The sequence below is a fragment of the Reyranella sp. genome (assembly GCF_965227665.1).
Taxonomy (GTDB): Bacteria; Pseudomonadota; Alphaproteobacteria; order Reyranellales; family Reyranellaceae; genus Reyranella.
In genome coordinates, this window is sequence record NZ_OZ245767.1 from 2,239,375 (window position 1) to 2,257,773 (window position 18,399).

Below are 18,399 nucleotides of genomic sequence, written 5' to 3' on the forward strand. Positions count from 1 at the left end.
CTTTACTACGCTTAGGCAAGCAGGCCATGGCTCGCCACGGACCTCTTGCTAAACCGTATATCGAACTCACCTCGACATGACGACGCTGCTTCCCAATCCGCAATCTGCGGTAATCACCGCACGATAATCTTCTAAGCAAGAGACTGTGTCTAGCTCGTTCAGCTCATCTACGCCGAGCGCATCCATTGTCGAGCCACAACCGCATCCGTCAAATTCACCATCATTTCTTTCATTACGTAAAATACCGCATTTCGGCATCGATCGTATTTCTCTGTCTCTAGGCCGGCCCGCTCAGCGCCGTGGGCAAGCTTATGGCGCCTCTCCACCATCTCGCTTAACGGCTGCCGATGACTTTCGAATTGGTCCGGATTCAACCCGAGAACAAACAGATTTCGTCGCAGTACACTCATGCTCAGGTTCGATTCGGTATCTACGTTGATCTGTTCCTTCGCAATTACCTGAGTTTGGAAATGTTGGATGCGTTCAAGAAACTCCGCCTCCCTTGCGAGTAGATGCAATCTGTTATCCGCAGGCAGTTCATTTCGGAACAAAGCACTCTTCTTTGTCGAATCCCTCAAGAGATGGAAAATCTCAGCCATTGCAGCTGCCGCTAGCGCATAACTTACATCGCCAGCCCGTGGACCAACTTCACCAATTACTCGGGCATAGTGATCGAAGCAGAACTTCACAAAACCTTCGTAGTGAGCATAAAGCATCAAGAGAAGACTCTTGTTGAGTACTTCCTCGGGCTCATCCGCTTCCAGTTTTGCTCGTAGATTCTGAAGGCTCAGAAGCTCTTGTTGCCTCCAAGAAAATTCGGCCTCTAGCTGACCTCTGAATTCGTCAGGAGTCATCAGAGAGCTTTCAGCGCGCTCTCAATGAACTCAACGCGTTGCCTCAGGCTACCCGGTGAGTTACGCCCACCGCCTGTCGTAATCGTTATGAATCTATCGTCTTTCTTCAGTTCCTCTAAACGCGACCGAAATCTCTCTTTCCAAATGGCGTCGTCGACTTTCAGGAGCGAAAGCGCGCGACAAACTCCTCCAGAGATACCCTCAAAATGGTAGACGCTGAATCCGCGCCGTATTTGCATCGTCTTCCGGTCGACCTGCCCGAAAGCCTGCTCACCAAGGGTTTCTGCCAACAGAGAGAACACCGCAACGAATTCTTCTTCTTGCTTGTTGTAATCAAAAGGCGTGTTACCCAGAGTCACCATTTCCATGTACTCCGTGAGGAAATCTGAGACGTCGTGCTTAAAGGTATGAATGGAGTTCTTGATCGCGAAAAACCGCAATACAAGCTCTTGATCGAACGACGCCAACTGCTGCTCGTCCGTAATGATTCCTATACACCGCCTAAAGGACACATTCTCACTAAGCCTATTGATAAAATCTGCAAATCCATTGCTCAGTAGGCGAATTGTGCAGTTGCGCACTTGCTGCTCGGAAAGCAGTCGGCCTCCGACATTAAGACGCTTAAACATATGATACTTTAAGTTCGTATCGCTGCCCTTACGCACCACTTCGACGCGAACAAACGCTCTTTTCAATCTGATTTGAAGAGCTGTGGGCAATTGATCGAAGACCAAGCCGTTCAATTCTGGAACAACATCGCACTCAGACAATCGCAGATATTCACCCTTGTTGATTTTTGGATCCAGGTGATCGGCTTCAAGCTCACCTCGGAAATGGAGGTACGACGAGATTCGTTGAAGGCCATCAATGATGTACGTATTTTCCATCGTCTTCTTCAAGTACATAGATCGGCGGAACCGGCATCTCCAAAAGTAGGCTTTCAACAAACCGCGACTGCGCTCCATTACTCCACAAGAAGAGACGCTGAAATTCTGGCCGGATATTGAGTTCATTTTGCCGATACATATCGACCAGTTCATTGAACGAAATATCGAGGCTGGTGGTGTGTATGCGCTTTATTTGAGCGTCGATTCTCGGGACGAGCAGCGCAGCATCAAAAGAAAGTTGGCCACCAGTCATCGCCTTCTCCGCTAACGTGTTATTCTTTTGAGATATACTACGGTTTCAAGGGGGAAGCGACGCGAACGATATTGTTGCGTATGCGGGTTGAGCCCCGAATACGTCTGTGAGTGGGAAAAATCCCAAGCCGCCTCGAAATCAAAGCCCGAGCTGAGAGCCATCTCAGTTACGATGCCAGCGAGATCGACGTGAATTTCCTTGTAGTAGGAATCTTGCACAACTACGTAGCAACGAGCCCCGCATTTTGTAACGCGTTGCATTTCCTGAATGGATTGAAACAAGCCCTGAAAATATTGATAGAGCGATTTTGTATAGTACGTCTTAGACGCCTTGGATTGATGAGCCCCGACCTTCTCCAGAAGAGTTCGACAAATTTTTCCCCAGATGTCCGGCGGACTATCAATTGTCCGCGGCACGGTAGTTGTACCTAGTAGCGTGCGTCTTAGTTGTTTGTAAGCTTCGCCTCCGACACCCAGAACCGCTAAATCTGTCGCTGTCGCGACCGCGTAGTCTAATCGCGTACAGTAGGGAGGCGAGGTCACAATTAGGTCGATCGACCCATCGTCTAGAGGCAGCGCGGTGGATGAGCCCCAAGAGACGGTCGATTTCTGCTTTGGCTCGATCGGAGGCCCGTCTTTACTGGCCGCAGCTATTGACGCGACGCTCTTCTTAAATAGCTGGCATATTGTTTCCGAAGAAGGACGCAATCTAGCCCTTGAACGCGGGACTTGGAGCCACGTCGGATTGGAGGCACGAAACGGCTCAGCTAACAATCGTACGGTATGAAAGAGCGCAACGTAGAGCATACAGCCCAACGGCCTCGACGTGGCAACGGCGAGTAGTGCATCTCGACTTAGTAATTTCCTCCTCGAAACAAATTCGCCAATTGTCTGTTCTATTATCCGGAGCGATTCGACTGACTGGGGCATAAACCACTGAAGCAGTGGATCGTCTTTCTGAACTCTGACCGCATCGCTGTTCACGCGAAGGAAACTCATTTTTGCAATCTTCTGCGCCGCGGTGGCCACGACAGCACCGCTGGCAAGTCTGGACCGGCCGACAACAATCATGGCCGGGTTCAGATCAAACCCTTGGCAGGTTAATCCGGCAGCAGCAGCGGCGGTCGTCGTCGCTCCGCTACCATTCCATGGGTCCGCTATACGCGCATTCGGGCCTGAAGACGTCAGGAGTCGATGCGCAAATTCATGGTTGAAACCAGCGTAGAACTTGAACCAGTCATTTGGCGCCTTCTGCTTTGACGCCCAAGGCTTCGGATCAATGACTCGTGGTGATAGCGCTAGATCGTTGCCGCAATGCCTAATCTCCTTCTGCCTAGACCAGGACGGGCTAGTTTGTTGATTATCTGATCGCAGCACGAGCCATTCCAAACTATTACGACAACATTGGTGATTGTGTCGCTCGACCCTACACTACGCAGAAGGAGGCAAGAATCGGGAAATAGGCGAGATTGGCGAGGCCGCAAATCAGCACAAGAGCTGCTGAATAAACTGATATAGCGACGGCCCCGGTGGTAGGTGATCAATTGGGCCGGTCCTCCGTATCAAGGCAACGTCACCTTCATCAGCTTCCCGCCCCGCACGTCCACCCGCTTCATCATCGAGCCGCCCTCGGCGCGGTCGCCCGGGCCGTCCCACTTCACGGCGGTCGTGACGTACCAGACGCCGTCGGGGACGCGCGGGAAGGAGAAGCTGCCGGAGGCGTCGCAGGTGGTGCGGCGCAGGGACGAGACGTAGAGCGGGTCGTCGCGGTCGAATTTCACCGGGCCCTGGCTCGAGGCGCGGGTGCCGCGCGTGTCGTTGCCGAAGATCGCCGTCATGCGGGCGCGGGCATAGGCGCTGTCGGGCACGAGGTTGGCGCCCTGGCCGGCGCAGGTGTGGGTCGTGTCGCCCGCCTTCATGGTCGCGATGCCGCTCACCGTGTTGCTGCCGCTCCTCTTGGACCATTCGATCTCGGAGGCCTGGATCGGCTGCGACAGCGCGCTGGGCGGCGGCGGGGCCATCGCCTGGTCGAACTGGGCGCAGCCGGCGGCGGCGAGGGTGGCGGCGAGGCCGAGGATGAGGGCGGTTGGCTTCATGGGAGGGGCTGACTCCGGGGTCGTGAGGGCGGATCGAGGGTCGAAAAGCGTAGACGACAACGCGGGTTGCGGGCCTGTGTTCCTTTCGTGGTTTCGCGGGCGGCGTGGGCTGCGGGCGGGCGGGATAAACGAAATATTCGAAATAAACGAAACATTCGAAATGAATGTCGCACCCTTTTTATGCCAACCGGGACACCAGATGATGCGCAGGCCATCGGATCTACCACTACCGTTGGCCCGACGGCCCTTGCTCAAACCGGGAATCACGCTGCTTTTCCCTCATCCTGAGGAGCGCCGCGACGCGGCGCGTCTCGAAGGATGGGCAACGGGCACGGTGCTTGTTCCCACCCTTCGAGACGGGCGCGTCGCACCCTCCTCAGAATTTGTGAATCTTTGTCTTTCGGATGCCCGCCCGGGATGATTCCATCGAAGCGAATTTGGTGGAGGAGTTGATGCCGGAGAAGGATCTGTTCGGGGGCCTTCCGGAGCAGTTGGTGGCGAAGGCCGAGCCCGGGTCGGGCAAGCCGCGGATGCGCGAGCCGGAGCGGCGGCAGGTGGAACTTCGGTCGGTAGATCTCGACAGCCTTTTGGCGGCGGATCATCCGGCGCGGGTGATCTGGCGCTATGTCGAGCGATTGGACCTGAAGGTGCTGGAGGACGCGATCGGGGCTCGCGAGCACACGCCGGGCCAGGCTCCGGCGAGCCCTCGTCTTCTGCTGGCGCTGTGGCTCTATGCGACGAGCCAGGGCGTGGGCAGCGCGCGGGCGCTGGAGCGGCTGTGCGCGAGCCACGATGCCTATCGGTGGCTGTGCGGGGGGGTGAGCGTGAACTATCACGGTCTGGCCGACTTCCGCAGCGGTCATGGCGAACTGCTGGATCGGCTTCTGACGCACAACATCGCGGCACTCATGGCGGAGGATGTGATCGAGCTTGCCGAGGTGGTGCAGGACGGGGTTCGGGTGCGGGCGGGCGCGGGAGGCTCTTCGTTCCGGCGCCGGCAGAGCCTGCACAAGCACCTGAAGAAGGCACGCCGGCTGGTCGAGTATCTGAAGCGGGAACTCGACGAGGACCCCGACGCCAGCAACCGGCGCATCAAGGCGGCCCAGGAGCGGGCTGCGCGCGAGCGCGAGCAGCGCGTGGCGACGGCGCTCGACAAGCTGGCCGAGATCGAGGCCGAGCGGGAGCGACGCGGCAAGACCAACAAGAAGCAGGTGGCCAAGCAGAAGGAGCCTCGCACCTCGACCACCGATCCCCAGGCGCGCGTCATGAAGATGGCCGATGGCGGCTTCCGGCCGGCCTACAACTGCCAGATCGGCACGGTGGCCAAAGGCCAGATCGTGGTCGACGTCGCCATCGACACCACGGGTTCGGACCGCGGCCTGCTGCGGCCCATGCTGGAGCGGCTGAAAGAACGCTATCAACGGCAGCCCCGGCGCCATCTGGTCGATGGGGGCTTCCACAAGAACGAGGATACGGAAGAGGCGTTCGAGCAGGGTGTGCTGATCTACGGACCGACCACCCGCAACAAGCACAAGAGCGATCCCTATGCGCCTCGGCCCAAGGACGGTCCCGGCGTTGCCGCCTGGCGCCGGCGCATGCGAAGCCCGCACGGCAAGAGCGTCTACAAACGACGGGCGATGGGCGAGTGCATCAACGCCCGCTTCCGGCAGTGGGGCCTGCGCCAGTTCACCGTGCGCGGCGTTCACAAGGTCAAAACCATCCTGCTCTGGTTCGCCCTCGCCAACAACATCATCGCCGGGCATCGCCTCAAGACAGCCAAGGCATGACCAGGCCATTCCGGGGCCTGCACGGCTACGGCCACCAACGCACCCCAAGACAACAACGGCGCCCGGCGTAGCAGCCCACGCCAATACACCCCCGAGAGCTTGCCCAATACACTCACAAGCTCTCAGGATGAGGTTTTGGGGGTTGGGTCGGGTAAGGGCTTGAATCGCTTGTGTTCAATCCGGTTTCGGCTCTCAGTGCGGGGGCGGCGTCTGCGGAACCGGTTGATTCTCCGGTGTCCGGAAAGTCACTAGAGTGGCCGCATGACCCAGGAACGCTTTCCCCTCCCCGCCGGCACCGCCGACTGCCACGTCCATGTCTACGGTCCCTACGACCGCTTCCCCGCCGTCTCCGGCGGCAAGTTCTCGCCGCTGCAGGCGACGCCGGTCGAGGCGCTGCTGGCGCTGTGGGACCGGCTGGGCATCGCGCGCGGCGTGATCGTCCATGCGCTGGCGGCCGGCGGCGACAACGAGGTGACGCTCGACGCGCTGCAGCGCCATCGCGACCGGCTGCGCGGTGTGGCGCTGCTGAAGCCCGAGGTGAGCGAGCGCCGGCTCGACGAGCTGAGCGAGGCGGGCTTCAAGGGCGTGCGCATCAACCTGCTGCGCCAGGACGGCAAGCCGGTCTCCTCGGGCGGCATGAGCCTCGACGACCTTCTGGCGCTGGCGCCGCGCCTCGGGGCGCGCGGCTGGCACGTTCAGCTCTGGGTCGAGACCGGCGACCTGATGGAGTTGGCGCCGACGCTCGAGAAGATGCCGTTCAATTTCGTGATCGACCATATGGGCCGCACCATGGCCGACAAGGGCGTCGACTACCCCGGCTTCCGCTGGTTCTGCGAGCGGCTGAAGAGCGGACGCTACTGGTGCAAGCTCTCGGGCGCCGACCGCAACACCCGCCAGGGCGCCGGGCCGGGCGCCGCCTACGACGACACCGCGCCGTTCATGGAGGCGCTGGTCGCCGCCAATCCCGACCGGCTGGTCTGGGGCAGCGACTGGCCGCATGTCGGCCACGCGGCCGAGGCGATCCCGCAGGAGGCGGACCTGCTGCGCACCTTCTTCCGCTGCGTGCCGGACGCGGCCGTGCGGCAGAAGATCCTGGTCGACAATCCGACGGTTCTTTACGGGTTCTGATGGGGAAGGCACGGGCATGACTCACCACGACAACTGGGGCTGGCGGGCCCGTATCGGGCTGTTCATCGTCGGCAACGAGGCGGTGCCGGAGGCCGAGTGGTGGGCGATGGCGCCGCCGGGCGTGTCGGTGCATGCGGCGCGGGTGACGGCGTCGACGCCGTGGGCCAAGTGGCGCGCGGATCGCAGCGGCGTCGATCTCGCCGACGATCTGGCGCGCGGCGCCAGGCAGTTCTCGGCGATGAAGCTGCAGGCCGTCGTCTTCGCCCATACGTCGAGCAGCGTCGTGGGCGGCAAGGGCTGGGACGAGGCCACCGTCGCGGCGCTGTCGTCGGTGGTGCGATCGGGCATCGCGGGCGATGAGGCGAAGGTCACGACCAACGGGCTCGATACCTTGGCGGCGCTGCGTCATTCGGACGTGAAGCGGCCGTTCCTCGTGGTGCCGCCGTGGTTTCCCGACGACACGGTGGGCGCGGCGCTGCGCTATTACGGCGATCACGGGCTGGCGCCGGTCGGCCATCTGCGGCTCGATCCCGGCCGCAAGTGGCGGGACGTGCCGCCCAGGGATCTCTATCCGCAGGGCATGGGCTTCGAGCAGGAGATCGAGCCGCTCTACGCCCAGATCCGCCGGGCCTGTCCAACCGAAGCCGACGGCGTGCTGATCGGCGGCACCGGCTTCCGCTGCGTCGGGATTCTCGAAACGCTCGAACGCGACCTCGGGCGTCCGGTAGTCAGCGCCAACCAGGCCAGCCTGTGGCACTGCCTGCGGCTGTCCGGCATCCGCACGCCGATCGAGGGGTATGGGGCGTTGCTCAGGTCATAGAGTTACCCGCACAACCTCATCCTGAGGAGGCTGCGCAGCAGCCGTCTCGAAGGATCGGCAACAGGCGCGGTGCTCGTGCCCACCCTTCGAGACGCGGCCTTGCGGCCGCTCCTCAGGGTGAGGTGGTTTTCAAGTCGCCAACAGGTTCAGCTTCCGTAGCAGCTCCCGCTCCTGCTCCATCGTCTTTGCCATCTTCGCCTGATAGGCCGGCCCGTCGAGCAGCAGCAGCGGCTGGTCCATGTTGTCCAGAAACTCGAGGTGCTTCGGCTCGCCCGCGGCCTCGCGGAAGGCGTCGGCCAGGATCTTGACCACGGCGGGGTCCATGCCCTTCGGCCCGATGAGCCCGCCCGGACTGTCGACGGCGATCTCGAGGCCGAGTTCCTGGACGGTCGGCACCTCGGGGAAGCGCTTGGCGCGGCTCTCGGTGAAGACCGCGAGCAGGCGCAGCTTGCCGGCCATCACCAGCGGCGCCCAGCCCGACGACTCGGAGGCGAAGTCGATCTCGCCGCCCATCAGCGCGCGCAGCGTGTCGGCGGTGCCGCGATAGGGCGCGTGCGTCCAGCTGAGGCCCTGCTTCAGGCCGAGGCTCTCCATCGCGAGATGCTGCGTCGAGCCCGCACCCAGCGTGCCCCAGTTCAGCTTGCCGGGATGGGCCTTGGCATAGGCCAGCAGCTCGGGCAGCGTCTTCCACGGCGCATCGGGGCGCACCACGACGCCCATGACGAAGCCGGTGATCTGCAGGATGTAGGTCAGGTCCTTGATCGGATCGTATTTCAGCGACGCGTTCAGCATCGGCTGGCGCAGCACGCTCATGTGCATCTGGCTGATCGTGTAGCCGTCGGGCTTCGCATCCTGCAGCGCCAGCGCGCCCAGCACACCGGCGGCGCCGCCCTTGTTGTCGACGATGACGGGCTGGCCCAGCTTCTTCGCCGCCGACTCCGCGAGGATGCGGAAGCCGGCATCGGCCGGGCCGCCGGCGGCCCACGGGATGATCAGGCGGATCGGCTTGTCGGGAAACTTTCCTTGCGCGCGCGACGGTGATGCGGCGGCGAGCGGCAGGAGTGCGGCGCCCGCGAGGGCGGCCCTTCGTGTCAGGCGAGCCATGTTTGTTTCCTTCCCTTCCCAGCGACAGCATCTCTGAGCAAAGAGCGGGCCGCCCAAACAAAATCGGCCGGCTGTGAGGCCGACCGATTCTGCAGTTCAAAAGATCGACGGGCGATCAGGTGTGCTGGATGGCCGAGACGATCCAGTTGCCACCGCGGCCGCGCAGGAAGGTCCAGACTTCCGTCGCCTCGGTGCGCACCTGCTCGTTGCCTTCGACGATGCGGCCGTCGGCGACGTTGCGCATCACGTCGATCATGCTGAAGCGCATGGCGACGGTGGCGTATTCGACGCCGCCCTCGCTCCAGGCTTCCGACAGGTCGCCCTGCTCGAGCTTCACGTCCGTGACCTTGTTCTCGACGCCGCGGCTCGCATTGGCCGACAGATCCTGGGTGAAGTAGCCCAGCATCTCCGGCGTCGCGAGCGTGCGCAGCTTGGTCAAGTCGCCGGCGCTGTAGGCCGCCTGCACGTTGATGAGCAGCGACTCGAAGGCGTCGTAGTCGGCGGCGCCGATCTCGAGCGGCTGGGTCGCGGTCGCCGCCGAGGCGGCACCCGCGCCGCCCAGCATGCCGCCCATCATCGGCTGCAGGCCGGTGCGGGCCATCGAGTCGGGGGCCGCCGGCTTCGGCGACAGTGAATTGCCGCCCATCGAACCGCCGGCACCCGCGCCGGCAAAGGCCGCCTGCGGGGCGCCGTTGCGCGACTTCCACCAGCGCACGGCGAGATAGGCGATGCCGCCGATCAGGGCGAGCTGGAGCAGGAAGCCCAGCATGCCGGCCATGCTGCCGAGGCCGGCGCCGAAGCCGCCGCCCATCAGCATGCCGATCAGGCCGGCGCCGAGCATGCCGCCCATCAGGCCCGTCAGGAACGGGTTGCGCTGCATGAAGCCGGGCTTGGCGCCGGCAGCGGCCGCGCTGGCCGGATTGGCCGACGGGCTCTGCTGCTGCGGCGTCGTGCTGCGCTCGGCCGGCTTGGAGGTCGGCGCGGTCTGGGTCGGGGCCGGCGCCTGGCCGGACTTGCTGCCACGGCTGCCACCGCCGCCGGCGCGCGCATCGGCGGGCGACGGGGCCAGCGACGGCACCGCAATGATCAAAGCCGCGAGGATCGCGAGCCAACGAAACTTGGTCATTTGGACATCCCTGTAGCACCGGGTTCATCCCGGCCTGTTTTGCACACAATATGTTAGGGCTCTTTGCGTGCAGTTCAAGGGCAACCGGGGCCCCGAAGGCGTCGTTTGACGGGTATGAATATCCGCCTCATCGCCTTCGCCCTCGCCTTCTGGCCGGGGCTCGCCGCCGCCGAGGGCTGCCTCGACCAGGTGCGCGAGCTGGCCCGGGCCCAGAACATCGCCACCGACCCGCCCACGGCCTCGCCCGACAAGGCCCCGAGCGTGACCTCGCGCGAGCTGGGCCGGTCGGGCGGCGTGATCGAGCCGCCGGCCACGTCGGACCGCTCGGTCATCACCCCGCCCGGCACGACCGACAGCCGCATGCCGACCATGCCCGACGTGACCGGGAAACCGGGAGCCCCGCCCTCGCAGCAGGCGGCCCGGGACGAAGCGAAGAAGGACGGGGCCGCCGACCGGACGGCGCTACAGGCGCTGCTGGTGGCCGCGCGCGCCGAAGCCGAGCGTGGCCAAGAGGCCAATTGCGTCGACACGCTGAAAAAGGCCCGGGAGCTCCTCGAGCGCTCGAAATAGCGAGGCGATCCAGCTCACATCCTCGAGGTCCATCGGCCCCAGCAGGAAAAAGAGGCTGACCGAGACGACGACGACCGCCGCCGCGGCGATGGCGCGTCTGGCCACGGGCGGGCGTCGCACGGGCTGCACGCGATAGAGCGTGCGCCCCCCGCGCAGCTCGACCCTCTGCGCGACCCTCGGGCGCCGCCGCAGCTCCGGCTCGCGCGGCAGCGCGATCTGGCGGACCGACAGAGCATCGGGCGAACTCTTCTTCAGGGCTTGGTCGACATCCTGCTTGGGCGCGGTCTCGAGCGCCGCCAGCGGATCGCGCGCCGGGGTCTGTTCCTCGCCTTTCCAGGCGTCGGGCAGCACCCGCACCAGCCGAACCAGCGTAAAGGCGAGCCAGGCGGTCGCGAGCGGCAGACCGAAGCGAAAGGCGATATGCGTTTCTGGCGTGGTCCAGGCCCACACGCTCATCGACGCCCCGGCAATGGCCATGACGAGGCCCGCGGCGAGGACGGCTGCGGCGGTCAGGCGGAAAAGCAGACGCGACGACATGAGGGTCACGTAAACCGGTGTCGCTTCACGGCGTCAACAGCGACAGGATCGCCGCATAGTGGATAGAAGCCGCGACCAGCACCGAGGCATGCCACAGCGCCTGCTGGTACGGCAGCCGGCTCGACAGATGGAAGATGGTGCCCAGCGAATAGACCACGCCGCCTGCGAGAAGCAGGATCAAGGTCTTCCGCTCCACCGAGGCCAGCAGCTCGTCGATCGCGAACAGGCCGATCCAGCCCATCAGCAGATAGAGCACGACCGAGATCTGTTCGATGCGTCGCGGCTGCAGGAACTTCGCGGCGATACCGAGGGAGGCCGCCGTCCACATCACCGCCGTGAGCCCGCTCGACCACGGTTCGCGCAGCTTCAGCAGGGTGAGCGGCGTGTAGGTGCCGGCGATCATGACGAAGATGGCGGCATGATCGAGCCGGCGCAGCCATTCGCGCCGCGGACTGGCGAGGCGCAGATTGTAGGCTGCCGAGCAGCTGAGCATTGCCAGCAGCCCGACGACATAGACGAGGATCGGGCCGATCTGCCCGGGCAGCGACGCGCGCGCGGCCACGATCAGGATCGCGGCCGCGCCGACGACGCCCAGCACCAAGCCGAGCGCATGGATCGCCGCATCGGCGCGCAGGTAACGGTCGAATTTCGGGTCTGCCATGCGGGTCACGATGAGGTCACCCGCTGTCTGCCGCAACCCGCTCGGCGACGGCCTCGTTGTCTCAGGCCCGAATAAGGAGAGCTGAATGAAGTCTGTATTCGCCGGCCTCGCCGTGAGCCTCGGACTTGCCGCAGGCTCCGTCGCACTCGCCGCCCAACCGTGGGACGGCACCTACGTCTACGAACAGGCGCTGGGTCCCGGCGCCGGCGGCACGCAGAACTTCGTGACCCACACGCTGACCGTGGCCGGCCCCGAAGGATGCCGCCTGATCGCGAAGGGCTTCCAGACAGACGAGAACATTCGCTGCAAGGCGATGCCCGACGGCGACCGCCTGCTCGTCACCTTCGTGAGCTACGGCAACGGCAAGGTCGAGAACAAGTACGGCGTGAAGCTCTACAGCGTCGGCCAGCCGCTCTTCGCCATCGCCGAGGCCCCCAACGGTCTCGTCACGACATGGCAGGGTTATGCCAAGGCCGCCGGCGAGAGCGCGCCGACCGCCGCCTTCAAGAAGGTGGGACGCTAGCAGGGCAGCGGATAGAGTGCCTCCAACCGAAACCGGAGGAGACACGAGACATGTCCGACATCGCCTACACGCCGATCCTGCCCGAAGGCTGGCCGCGCCCGCGCGGTTTCTCTCATGCCGTGGTCGCCACTGGCACGCGCAGCGTTCGCATCGCGGGCCAGATCGGACGCGAGCCGGCGCAGGCGCACATTCCCGCCGAGGCCGATGCCGGCATGCAATGGCGCATTGCCCTCTCCAACCTCGTGACCGTGCTCAAGGCCGCGGGTGGCCAGCCCGAGCATCTCGTGGCTCTGCGCGCCTACGTGACCGACATCGCCGAGTTCAATGCCGCCGGCGCGGCGGTGGGCGCCGCCTGGGGAGCCACGCTCGGCCGCCATTTCCCGGCGATGACGCTGGTGCAGGTCTCGGCCCTGATCGACCCCAACGCCAAGGTCGAGATCGAGGGCGAAGCAATCCTGCCCTAGGGGACGTTGCCCCCGGTGCCTGAACCGCCCGTGCCGAATCCGCCGCTGCCGGAGCCCGGATTCGTGCCGGTTCCGCCGCCACCGGTCTGGGACCCGGTGGAACCGCCGGACGGGCCGGGCGCACCGCCGACCGGCCGCGAGGCATTGTTGATCGTGATGGCCTGCGTCGCGACGAGTTGCAGATAGGCGAGCCACGGCGCCAGCTTCGACGAGGGATCGGCATAGGGTAGCGCCTGGGCATTCAGCGATCGCACGGCCGCCTCGATCAGCACCTTGTCGCCCGGGCCGATGACATTGCCGGTCGTCTGGGTCTGCTCGAACAGGGCCAGATAGGCCTGCAGCGTGTTGGGCGGCAGGATCACCGGCTCGTAGGGCGCGCCACCGCCGGCCGGCACGAAGATCTGCGAGCCGTAGCGCACCGCGCGCTGCGTGCCGGCGGCGTTTGACACGGTCATCCGATCGCCGAACAGGAAGGTCGCGGTGGTCGAGCCATCGGCGCCCACGGTGACGGTCACGATGCCGCCGCGCACCCCGATATGCGCACTCGGGGTCCGGATGATGACGTCGCCCTTCTTGCTGATCGCGCCGCCGACAAAACGCAGGGCCCCCTTGGTTGCATTGACGGCCAGCTCGCCGACATTGCGGTTGGGATCGAAGACGAATTTGTCGATCACGAGTTCGCTGTTGGCGCCGATCGTCAGACCCGAGCCGTCGAGGAAGACGAGATGGGCGCGGTCGGCCGCTCCCGTCGTTACGCGCTCGCTGCCGAACACATCGATGCCGACGCGCAGGGTTCGCGTGGGCAGCGAGGGGGGCGTGCCGCGCGGATCGCCGCTCGCCGCCGAGGTGACGCCCACCTGCTGCGCCGATACCGCCGATGCGAATGCCAGAGGCAACAGGGCCGACAGAAAGACCGCGCATGATTTCCGCAAGGACATCGTAACGCTCCCTCAGAACCGCCAGCCGAGGCCCAGGAGGCTGCTGAACGAATTGAAGCTGTAGTTGTTGATTGAGGCCGAACGTTGAAAATAAGTGGTCTGGCCCACGAGGGTCAGGCGATCGTCGAGCGGGACCGACAGCAGCAACCCCAGATTGACGTCGGTCTGTGTGCGCACGGTGCCCGGCTGGATGAACGGGTCGGGCTGGTCGTAGGTCGCGAAGGCCAGCGCGGCGTTGCCCGCAAGGGTCCACTTGCGGCCGTTGAGACCCACGGGATCCTCGAAGCGCCAGGTCAGCGCGCCACCCAGTCCCGCCTCGCCGTAGCTCTGGAAACCGGTCATCGCGATGTAGCGCGTATAGTTGCCACCCAGCGACGCTTCCACGCTGGAGGTCAGGTCGGCCCGGAGGTTGGCCGCTACGGTGGCGTTGTTGCCCGAGTTCTGGGCGTTGAACGGCACAGCCACATTGTCCACGAAGTCGCGCCGCTGCCCCAGCACCACGACACCCGCGCGCACCTTGTCGGCAACCGGGACAGAGGCTTCGAGCCCCGCCCCCCAGGCCCAGTAGGTCGGCAGGTTGCCTATGGTGATGTAACGGCCGCTGACGAAGGGCTTGAGCTGCACACCGCTCAAAGGACCGTCGATCAGCTCCATGCGCGGGCCGACGCCGAGATCGAGCAGCATCACGTCGGCGTTGGTCACCTGGAACTGCTTGGCCGTGTAGAACGAGAAATCCGTCTCCAGGGTGCCGCTGTCCTGGCGCCCGAAATCGTAGCGATGGCTGAGCGAGGCCGCGCCGACGAAAGCGAAGTCGCTCTGTCTCTGAAAGGTGGGATTGGGCACGACGGTCGCGCCGAAGGATTGCAGCGTGCCGGTGGGCAGGCTGGCGGGATTGTCGGAATAGCGGATGCCCGCCACGAACTCGCCGGTGAGGCGCGACGTCCCCCAGCGCCTGTCAATGTCGCGGATGAACTCCGACGAGCGCTCGGCGACCTCTTTGCTGGTCTTCTCCGAAGCGCGCGCCTGCTCGAAATAGGCGCGCGCCGCGTCATAGGATTTGAGCTTGTAATAGAGGACACCCAGCTCGAACTTCACCCTGGGCTGGTCGGCATCGAGGACCAGAAAGCGCTCGTAGGCGGTGATCGCACCTTCGTAGTCCTCAGCCGCGGCCGCGGCCTGCGCGTATTTCAGCAGGACTTCGGCATTGTCGGGCTGACGCAGCGTCTCCTCGAAGGCCGCCCGATAGGAGGCACGCTTCGCGTCGGTAACCTGCGCAAACGACGGAGTCGAAAGGGCCAGAATCGCCACAAGGAACGAGGCGAGCGTGAGAAGGCGCATCCGCAAAAGCGATACTCCGACAAGTGCCCCTCTTCCCCCAGACATTGTGGACGGCAAAGACGCGGACCGGAAGTACGAACCTGCGTTCTTTCTGCAGATCGGATGGAAGGGCGCTATTTCACGCCGCCGGCCGTCAGGCCCTGCACGATTTCCTTCTGGATGATGATCGTGAGCACGATGACCGGCAGCATCACGATGATGGCGGCGGCCGCGAGCGGTCCCCAGGCGAAGCTCTCGAAGGTCAGCATGTTGTAGACCGCGACCGGCATGGTGCGCGTGGTGCGCCCGGCGAAGACCGCGCCGAAGATGAAGTTGTTCCACGAGGAGATGAAAGCGAGGATCGCGCCGACCACGATGCCGGGCCGCGCCAGCGGCAGTGCGACGTAACGGAAGGCCTGCCACAGCGTGGCCCCGTCGATGCGTGCGGCCTCCTCGAGCTCGTGCGGCTGGGTCTCGAAGAAGCCGATCATGATCCAGACCACGATCGGCAGGGTGATCACCATGTGGGTGAGCGCGATCGGCCAGATCGTGCCGATCAGGCCCAGCACCTGGAACAGGGTGAAGAGCGGGATCAGGTAGGACAGGCCGGGGGTCATGCGGCTGAGCAGCAGCACCGCCGCCATCTTGTGCGCGCGCGCCTTGGCGATGCCGTAGCCCGCCGGCACGCCCAGCAGCAGCGCGACCAAGGTCGCCGACCCCGTCACCTGCACCGAGTTCCAGAAGTAGAGGAACATCGGGCTTTCCTCGAACACCTTGGCGAAGTTCTCGAGGGTCGGCTCTTCGGGCCAGAAGACCGGCGGCCAGGCGGTGTTGTCGATGTCGTACTTCAGCGACAGCGACAGCATCCAGAAGAACACGAACAGGCAGGGCGCCAGCAGCACCGCGACCGAAATTGCGAGCGCCACCTTGTCGACGGTCCTGCGCACCTTGCGCTTCGTGCGGACGGAAATGGCCATGGTCAGTTCCACTTGGCCTTCTGGCGCGCCCACAGCAGCACCAGCGAGAGCGCCACGATGATGGCGAAGAACACCACGACGACCGCGGAGGCGGTGCCGACCTGGTTGTAGGCGAAGGCCTGCGCATAGAGGTAGACGTTCAGTACTTCCGACGAGGTGCCTGGCCCGCCGTTGGAGATTACCCAGATCGTCTCGAACACCTTCAGCGCGTCGATGGTGCGCATGATCAGCGCGACGACCAGGAACGGCAGCACCAGAGGATAGGTGATCTTCCAGAACATCTGCCACTGGCTGGCACCGTCGATCAGCGCCGCCTCGTAGGGCTCGGTCGGCAGCGAGGCGAGACCGCCCAGCACGATGATCATGACGAACGGCGTCCACAGCCAGATCTCTACCAGGATCAGGCTCGGGATCACCGTGTTCGGCGAATAGACCCACTCCGACGGCGGCAGCCCGACCAGGCTGAGGAAGTAGTTCAGCACGCCGAGCTGCGGATGGAACATCATGGTCCAGATCAGCGAGACCGCCACCGGGGTTGCCATCATCGGCATGATGAACAGGGTGCGGAAGAAGCCGCGCCCGCGGAACTTCTTGTGGAATACCAGGGCCGAGATCGTGCCCAGCACCATCGGCAGGGCGACCGCCAGGATGGTGAAGTAGATCGTATGCCCGATCGATTCGAGGAAGCGCCGGTTGGTGGCCAGCGCCACGTAATTGTCGAGGCCGATGAAGACCTGCTTGCTGCCGATATGCCAGTCGTTGAGGCTCATCCAGATCGTGAAGATCCACGGGAAGATGATCACCGCGGAACTGACGATCAGGGCCGGCCATATGAACAGCAGGTAGGGCCGCAGGCGGCGTTCTCCCGCCGCCCGCGTGCCCGCCGGTATTGTCGATTCTACGCCCGCCAAAGGTCCCTCGCTCCGCTCGGGATCAACGACTTCGTCGTTAACTCGCCTCGCTCTTGTCGAGGACCGGCTTGAACTCGGCGGTGGCCCGCTTCATCTCGGTCGCTGGATCGGCGCCGCCCAGCAGGTTGGTGAGCGCGGTCCCGATGACGTCGCGGAACTCCGTCACCGGCACGATCACCGGCAGGCCCGGCATGCTGATCGGCGCGCAGCCGGCGGCGCAGTCGGCCCATTCGCGCGGGACGGTGAGCGACGACAGGACGGCCGGGTCCTTGAGCGGCGCCGTCCGGAACGGGATGCCGCCGCCGACCTGCAGCATGCGGCCGGCCATCTTGGGGCCGGTCATCCACAGCATCGTGTAGTAGGCCGCTTCCTTGCGGGCGGCGTTCTTCGGGATCGCCATGCCGGTGCCGAAGGTCACCGAGCCATGCCCCTTGGGCCCGCTGGGCGGCACGCCGTAGCCCACCTTGCCGACGACGCGGCTCTTGGTCTTGTCCTCGACCGGTGCGGCGAAGCCGGTGGCGTCGATCCACATGGCGGCCTTGCCCTGCATGAACAGGCCCTGCGCCTCGTTCCAGTTGAAGCCCGCGATGCCGGCCGGTCCGTAGGAGGAAAGCAGCTTCTTGTAGTATTCCGCCGAGGCGATGGCGTCGGGCGTGTCGGTGATCAGGCGCAAGGGCTTGCCCGTCACCGTCTCCTGGCCCCAGCCCGAGAGGAGCTGCGTCCACAGCACGACGTTGGCGTTGCGCACGCCGCGACCGACGAAGCCGGAGATGCCGGCCGACGGATCGTTGAGGGCGGCGGCAGCGGCCATCATCTCGTCGAGCGTCTTGGGGAAGGCCACGCCCTTCTTCGCAAACAGCTCCTTGTTGTAATAGACCATGAAGTAGTCGCAGAGGATCGGCAGCGCGTTGACCTTGCCATCGGACGTGGTCGCAAAGCTCATGCCGAGCTTGGAAACGTCGCCGAGCTCATACTCGGCCGGCATCATCTGCGGGTCCTTCAGCCAGTCCGTGATCTCGAGCAGCCAGCCGGCCTTCTCGAACTGGCGCTTCTGGACGTGGAAGGCGAAGTTGAAGAGGTCGAAGCTGGGCTTGCCCGAGTTCAGCTCGATCGCCACCTTCTGGCGGGCCTGCTGCTCGGGAATGACCTCGATGCCGAGCTTGATGCCGGTCTGGTCGAGGAATTCCTTCTGGTACTTCTTCATGAGATCGGCACGCGGGCCGGTCTCCATCAGCACCTCGACCGTCTGGCCCTTGAAGCGCTGCCAGTTGAAGGCGCCGCTCTGCGCATAGGCGGTGACGGTGTTGAGCATCGGGGCGGCCAGACCACCCAGGGCAACGCCCTGCAACGCACGACGACGCGTGATCGAACGAACCATGCTGTTTCCTCCAGACGCTTTTCAGTCGCGGGCTTTTACCCTGCGTTGAGCGAAGCCTAGAGGAACACG

20 protein-coding genes are annotated in these 18,399 nt (G+C 64.1%); 6 read left to right on the forward strand and 14 right to left on the reverse strand.

What is annotated here, in order from left to right; translation table 11 throughout:
- Positions 1-167: 167 nt before the first annotated feature.
- The 5 genes from ACO07I_RS10840 to ACO07I_RS10860 all read right to left on the reverse strand — a co-directional run bounded on the left by ACO07I_RS10840 (position 168) and on the right by ACO07I_RS10860 (position 4,089).
- A complete protein-coding gene (locus ACO07I_RS10840) occupies positions 168-854 on the reverse strand; it encodes an MAE_28990/MAE_18760 family HEPN-like nuclease (protein WP_422017135.1) in 687 nt (228 codons plus the stop codon).
- The gene (locus ACO07I_RS10845) at positions 854-1,741 is read right to left on the reverse strand and encodes a hypothetical protein (protein WP_422017137.1); all 888 of its coding nucleotides are present in this window, start codon (positions 1,739-1,741) and stop codon (positions 854-856) included. The genes ACO07I_RS10840 and ACO07I_RS10845 overlap by 1 nt, the downstream gene beginning before the upstream one ends.
- Positions 1,719-1,994 (reverse strand): DUF262 domain-containing protein, encoded by a 276-nt coding sequence (locus ACO07I_RS10850; protein ID WP_422017139.1) that lies wholly within the window; start codon positions 1,992-1,994, stop codon positions 1,719-1,721. Before ACO07I_RS10850 ends, ACO07I_RS10845 begins: the two co-directional genes overlap by 23 nt.
- A gap of 11 nt (positions 1,995-2,005) precedes the next feature.
- Positions 2,006-3,370, reverse strand: coding sequence for a hypothetical protein (locus ACO07I_RS10855; protein ID WP_422017141.1), 1,365 nt, complete (start codon positions 3,368-3,370; stop codon positions 2,006-2,008).
- 185 nt (positions 3,371-3,555) lie between these two features.
- On the reverse strand, positions 3,556-4,089 hold the full coding sequence (locus ACO07I_RS10860) for a hypothetical protein (protein ID WP_422017143.1): 534 nt from the start codon (positions 4,087-4,089) through the stop codon (positions 3,556-3,558).
- A gap of 452 nt (positions 4,090-4,541) precedes the next feature.
- Here ACO07I_RS10860 and ACO07I_RS10865 point away from each other — a divergent pair, with 452 nt between their 5' ends.
- The 3 genes from ACO07I_RS10865 (at position 4,542) to ACO07I_RS10875 (ending at position 7,824) form a co-directional block, all read left to right on the forward strand.
- Positions 4,542-5,876, forward strand: coding sequence for an IS1182 family transposase (locus ACO07I_RS10865; RefSeq protein ID WP_422009756.1), 1,335 nt, complete (start codon positions 4,542-4,544; stop codon positions 5,874-5,876).
- Positions 5,877-6,137: 261 nt separating this feature from the next.
- Positions 6,138-7,004, forward strand: a complete 867-nt coding sequence (locus ACO07I_RS10870) for an amidohydrolase family protein (protein WP_422017145.1) — start codon at positions 6,138-6,140, stop codon at positions 7,002-7,004.
- A 16-nt stretch (positions 7,005-7,020) separates the two neighbouring features.
- Positions 7,021-7,824, forward strand: coding sequence for a maleate cis-trans isomerase family protein (locus ACO07I_RS10875; RefSeq protein WP_422017147.1), 804 nt, complete (start codon positions 7,021-7,023; stop codon positions 7,822-7,824).
- 129 nt (positions 7,825-7,953) lie between these two features.
- On the opposite strand, the gene ACO07I_RS10880 is transcribed toward ACO07I_RS10875, so the two are convergent.
- Entirely contained in the window at positions 7,954-8,928 is a 975-nt protein-coding gene (locus ACO07I_RS10880; protein ID WP_422017149.1) for a tripartite tricarboxylate transporter substrate binding protein, read from the reverse strand.
- A 115-nt stretch (positions 8,929-9,043) separates the two neighbouring features.
- On the reverse strand, positions 9,044-10,054 hold the full coding sequence (locus ACO07I_RS10885; RefSeq protein ID WP_422017151.1) for a Tim44 domain-containing protein: 1,011 nt from the start codon (positions 10,052-10,054) through the stop codon (positions 9,044-9,046).
- A 114-nt stretch (positions 10,055-10,168) separates the two neighbouring features.
- Here ACO07I_RS10885 and ACO07I_RS10890 point away from each other — a divergent pair, with 114 nt between their 5' ends.
- Positions 10,169-10,624 carry a hypothetical protein gene (locus ACO07I_RS10890; protein ID WP_422017153.1) on the forward strand — a complete coding sequence of 152 codons (456 nt, stop codon included), beginning with the start codon at positions 10,169-10,171 and terminating at the stop codon, positions 10,622-10,624.
- On the opposite strand, the gene ACO07I_RS10895 is transcribed toward ACO07I_RS10890, so the two are convergent.
- Both ACO07I_RS10895 and trhA read right to left on the reverse strand, forming a co-directional pair.
- Positions 10,517-11,161 carry a hypothetical protein gene (locus tag ACO07I_RS10895; protein ID WP_422017154.1) on the reverse strand — a complete coding sequence of 215 codons (645 nt, stop codon included), beginning with the start codon at positions 11,159-11,161 and terminating at the stop codon, positions 10,517-10,519. The two genes, ACO07I_RS10890 and ACO07I_RS10895, sit on opposite strands and share 108 nt — an antisense overlap.
- Positions 11,162-11,186: 25 nt before the next feature.
- Positions 11,187-11,822, reverse strand: coding sequence for a PAQR family membrane homeostasis protein TrhA (gene trhA, locus ACO07I_RS10900; RefSeq protein WP_422017156.1), 636 nt, complete (start codon positions 11,820-11,822; stop codon positions 11,187-11,189).
- Between the two features lie 85 nt (positions 11,823-11,907).
- Between trhA and ACO07I_RS10905 the strand changes: the two genes are divergently transcribed.
- Entirely contained in the window at positions 11,908-12,345 is a 438-nt protein-coding gene (locus ACO07I_RS10905; protein ID WP_422017158.1) for a DUF5991 domain-containing protein, read from the forward strand.
- Between the two features lie 50 nt (positions 12,346-12,395).
- Positions 12,396-12,809, forward strand: coding sequence for a RidA family protein (locus tag ACO07I_RS10910; RefSeq protein ID WP_422017160.1), 414 nt, complete (start codon positions 12,396-12,398; stop codon positions 12,807-12,809).
- Here the strand turns inward: ACO07I_RS10910 and ACO07I_RS10915 are convergent.
- The 5 genes from ACO07I_RS10915 to ACO07I_RS10935 form a co-directional block, all read right to left on the reverse strand.
- Complete coding sequence (locus tag ACO07I_RS10915) at positions 12,806-13,747, reverse strand: FecR family protein (RefSeq protein ID WP_422017162.1); 942 nt, start codon at positions 13,745-13,747, stop codon at positions 12,806-12,808. The genes ACO07I_RS10910 and ACO07I_RS10915 overlap by 4 nt on opposite strands.
- 12 nt (positions 13,748-13,759) lie before the next feature.
- Positions 13,760-15,085 (reverse strand): tetratricopeptide repeat protein, encoded by a 1,326-nt coding sequence (locus tag ACO07I_RS10920; protein WP_422017164.1) that lies wholly within the window; start codon positions 15,083-15,085, stop codon positions 13,760-13,762.
- 113 nt (positions 15,086-15,198) lie between these two features.
- Entirely contained in the window at positions 15,199-16,041 is an 843-nt protein-coding gene (locus tag ACO07I_RS10925) for a carbohydrate ABC transporter permease (RefSeq protein WP_422017166.1), read from the reverse strand.
- Between the two features lie 2 nt (positions 16,042-16,043).
- Entirely contained in the window at positions 16,044-16,952 is a 909-nt protein-coding gene (locus tag ACO07I_RS10930; RefSeq protein WP_422017168.1) for a carbohydrate ABC transporter permease, read from the reverse strand.
- A gap of 37 nt (positions 16,953-16,989) precedes the next feature.
- Entirely contained in the window at positions 16,990-18,330 is a 1,341-nt protein-coding gene (locus tag ACO07I_RS10935) for an ABC transporter substrate-binding protein (RefSeq protein ID WP_422017170.1), read from the reverse strand.
- Between the last annotated feature and the right edge of the window lie 69 nt (positions 18,331-18,399).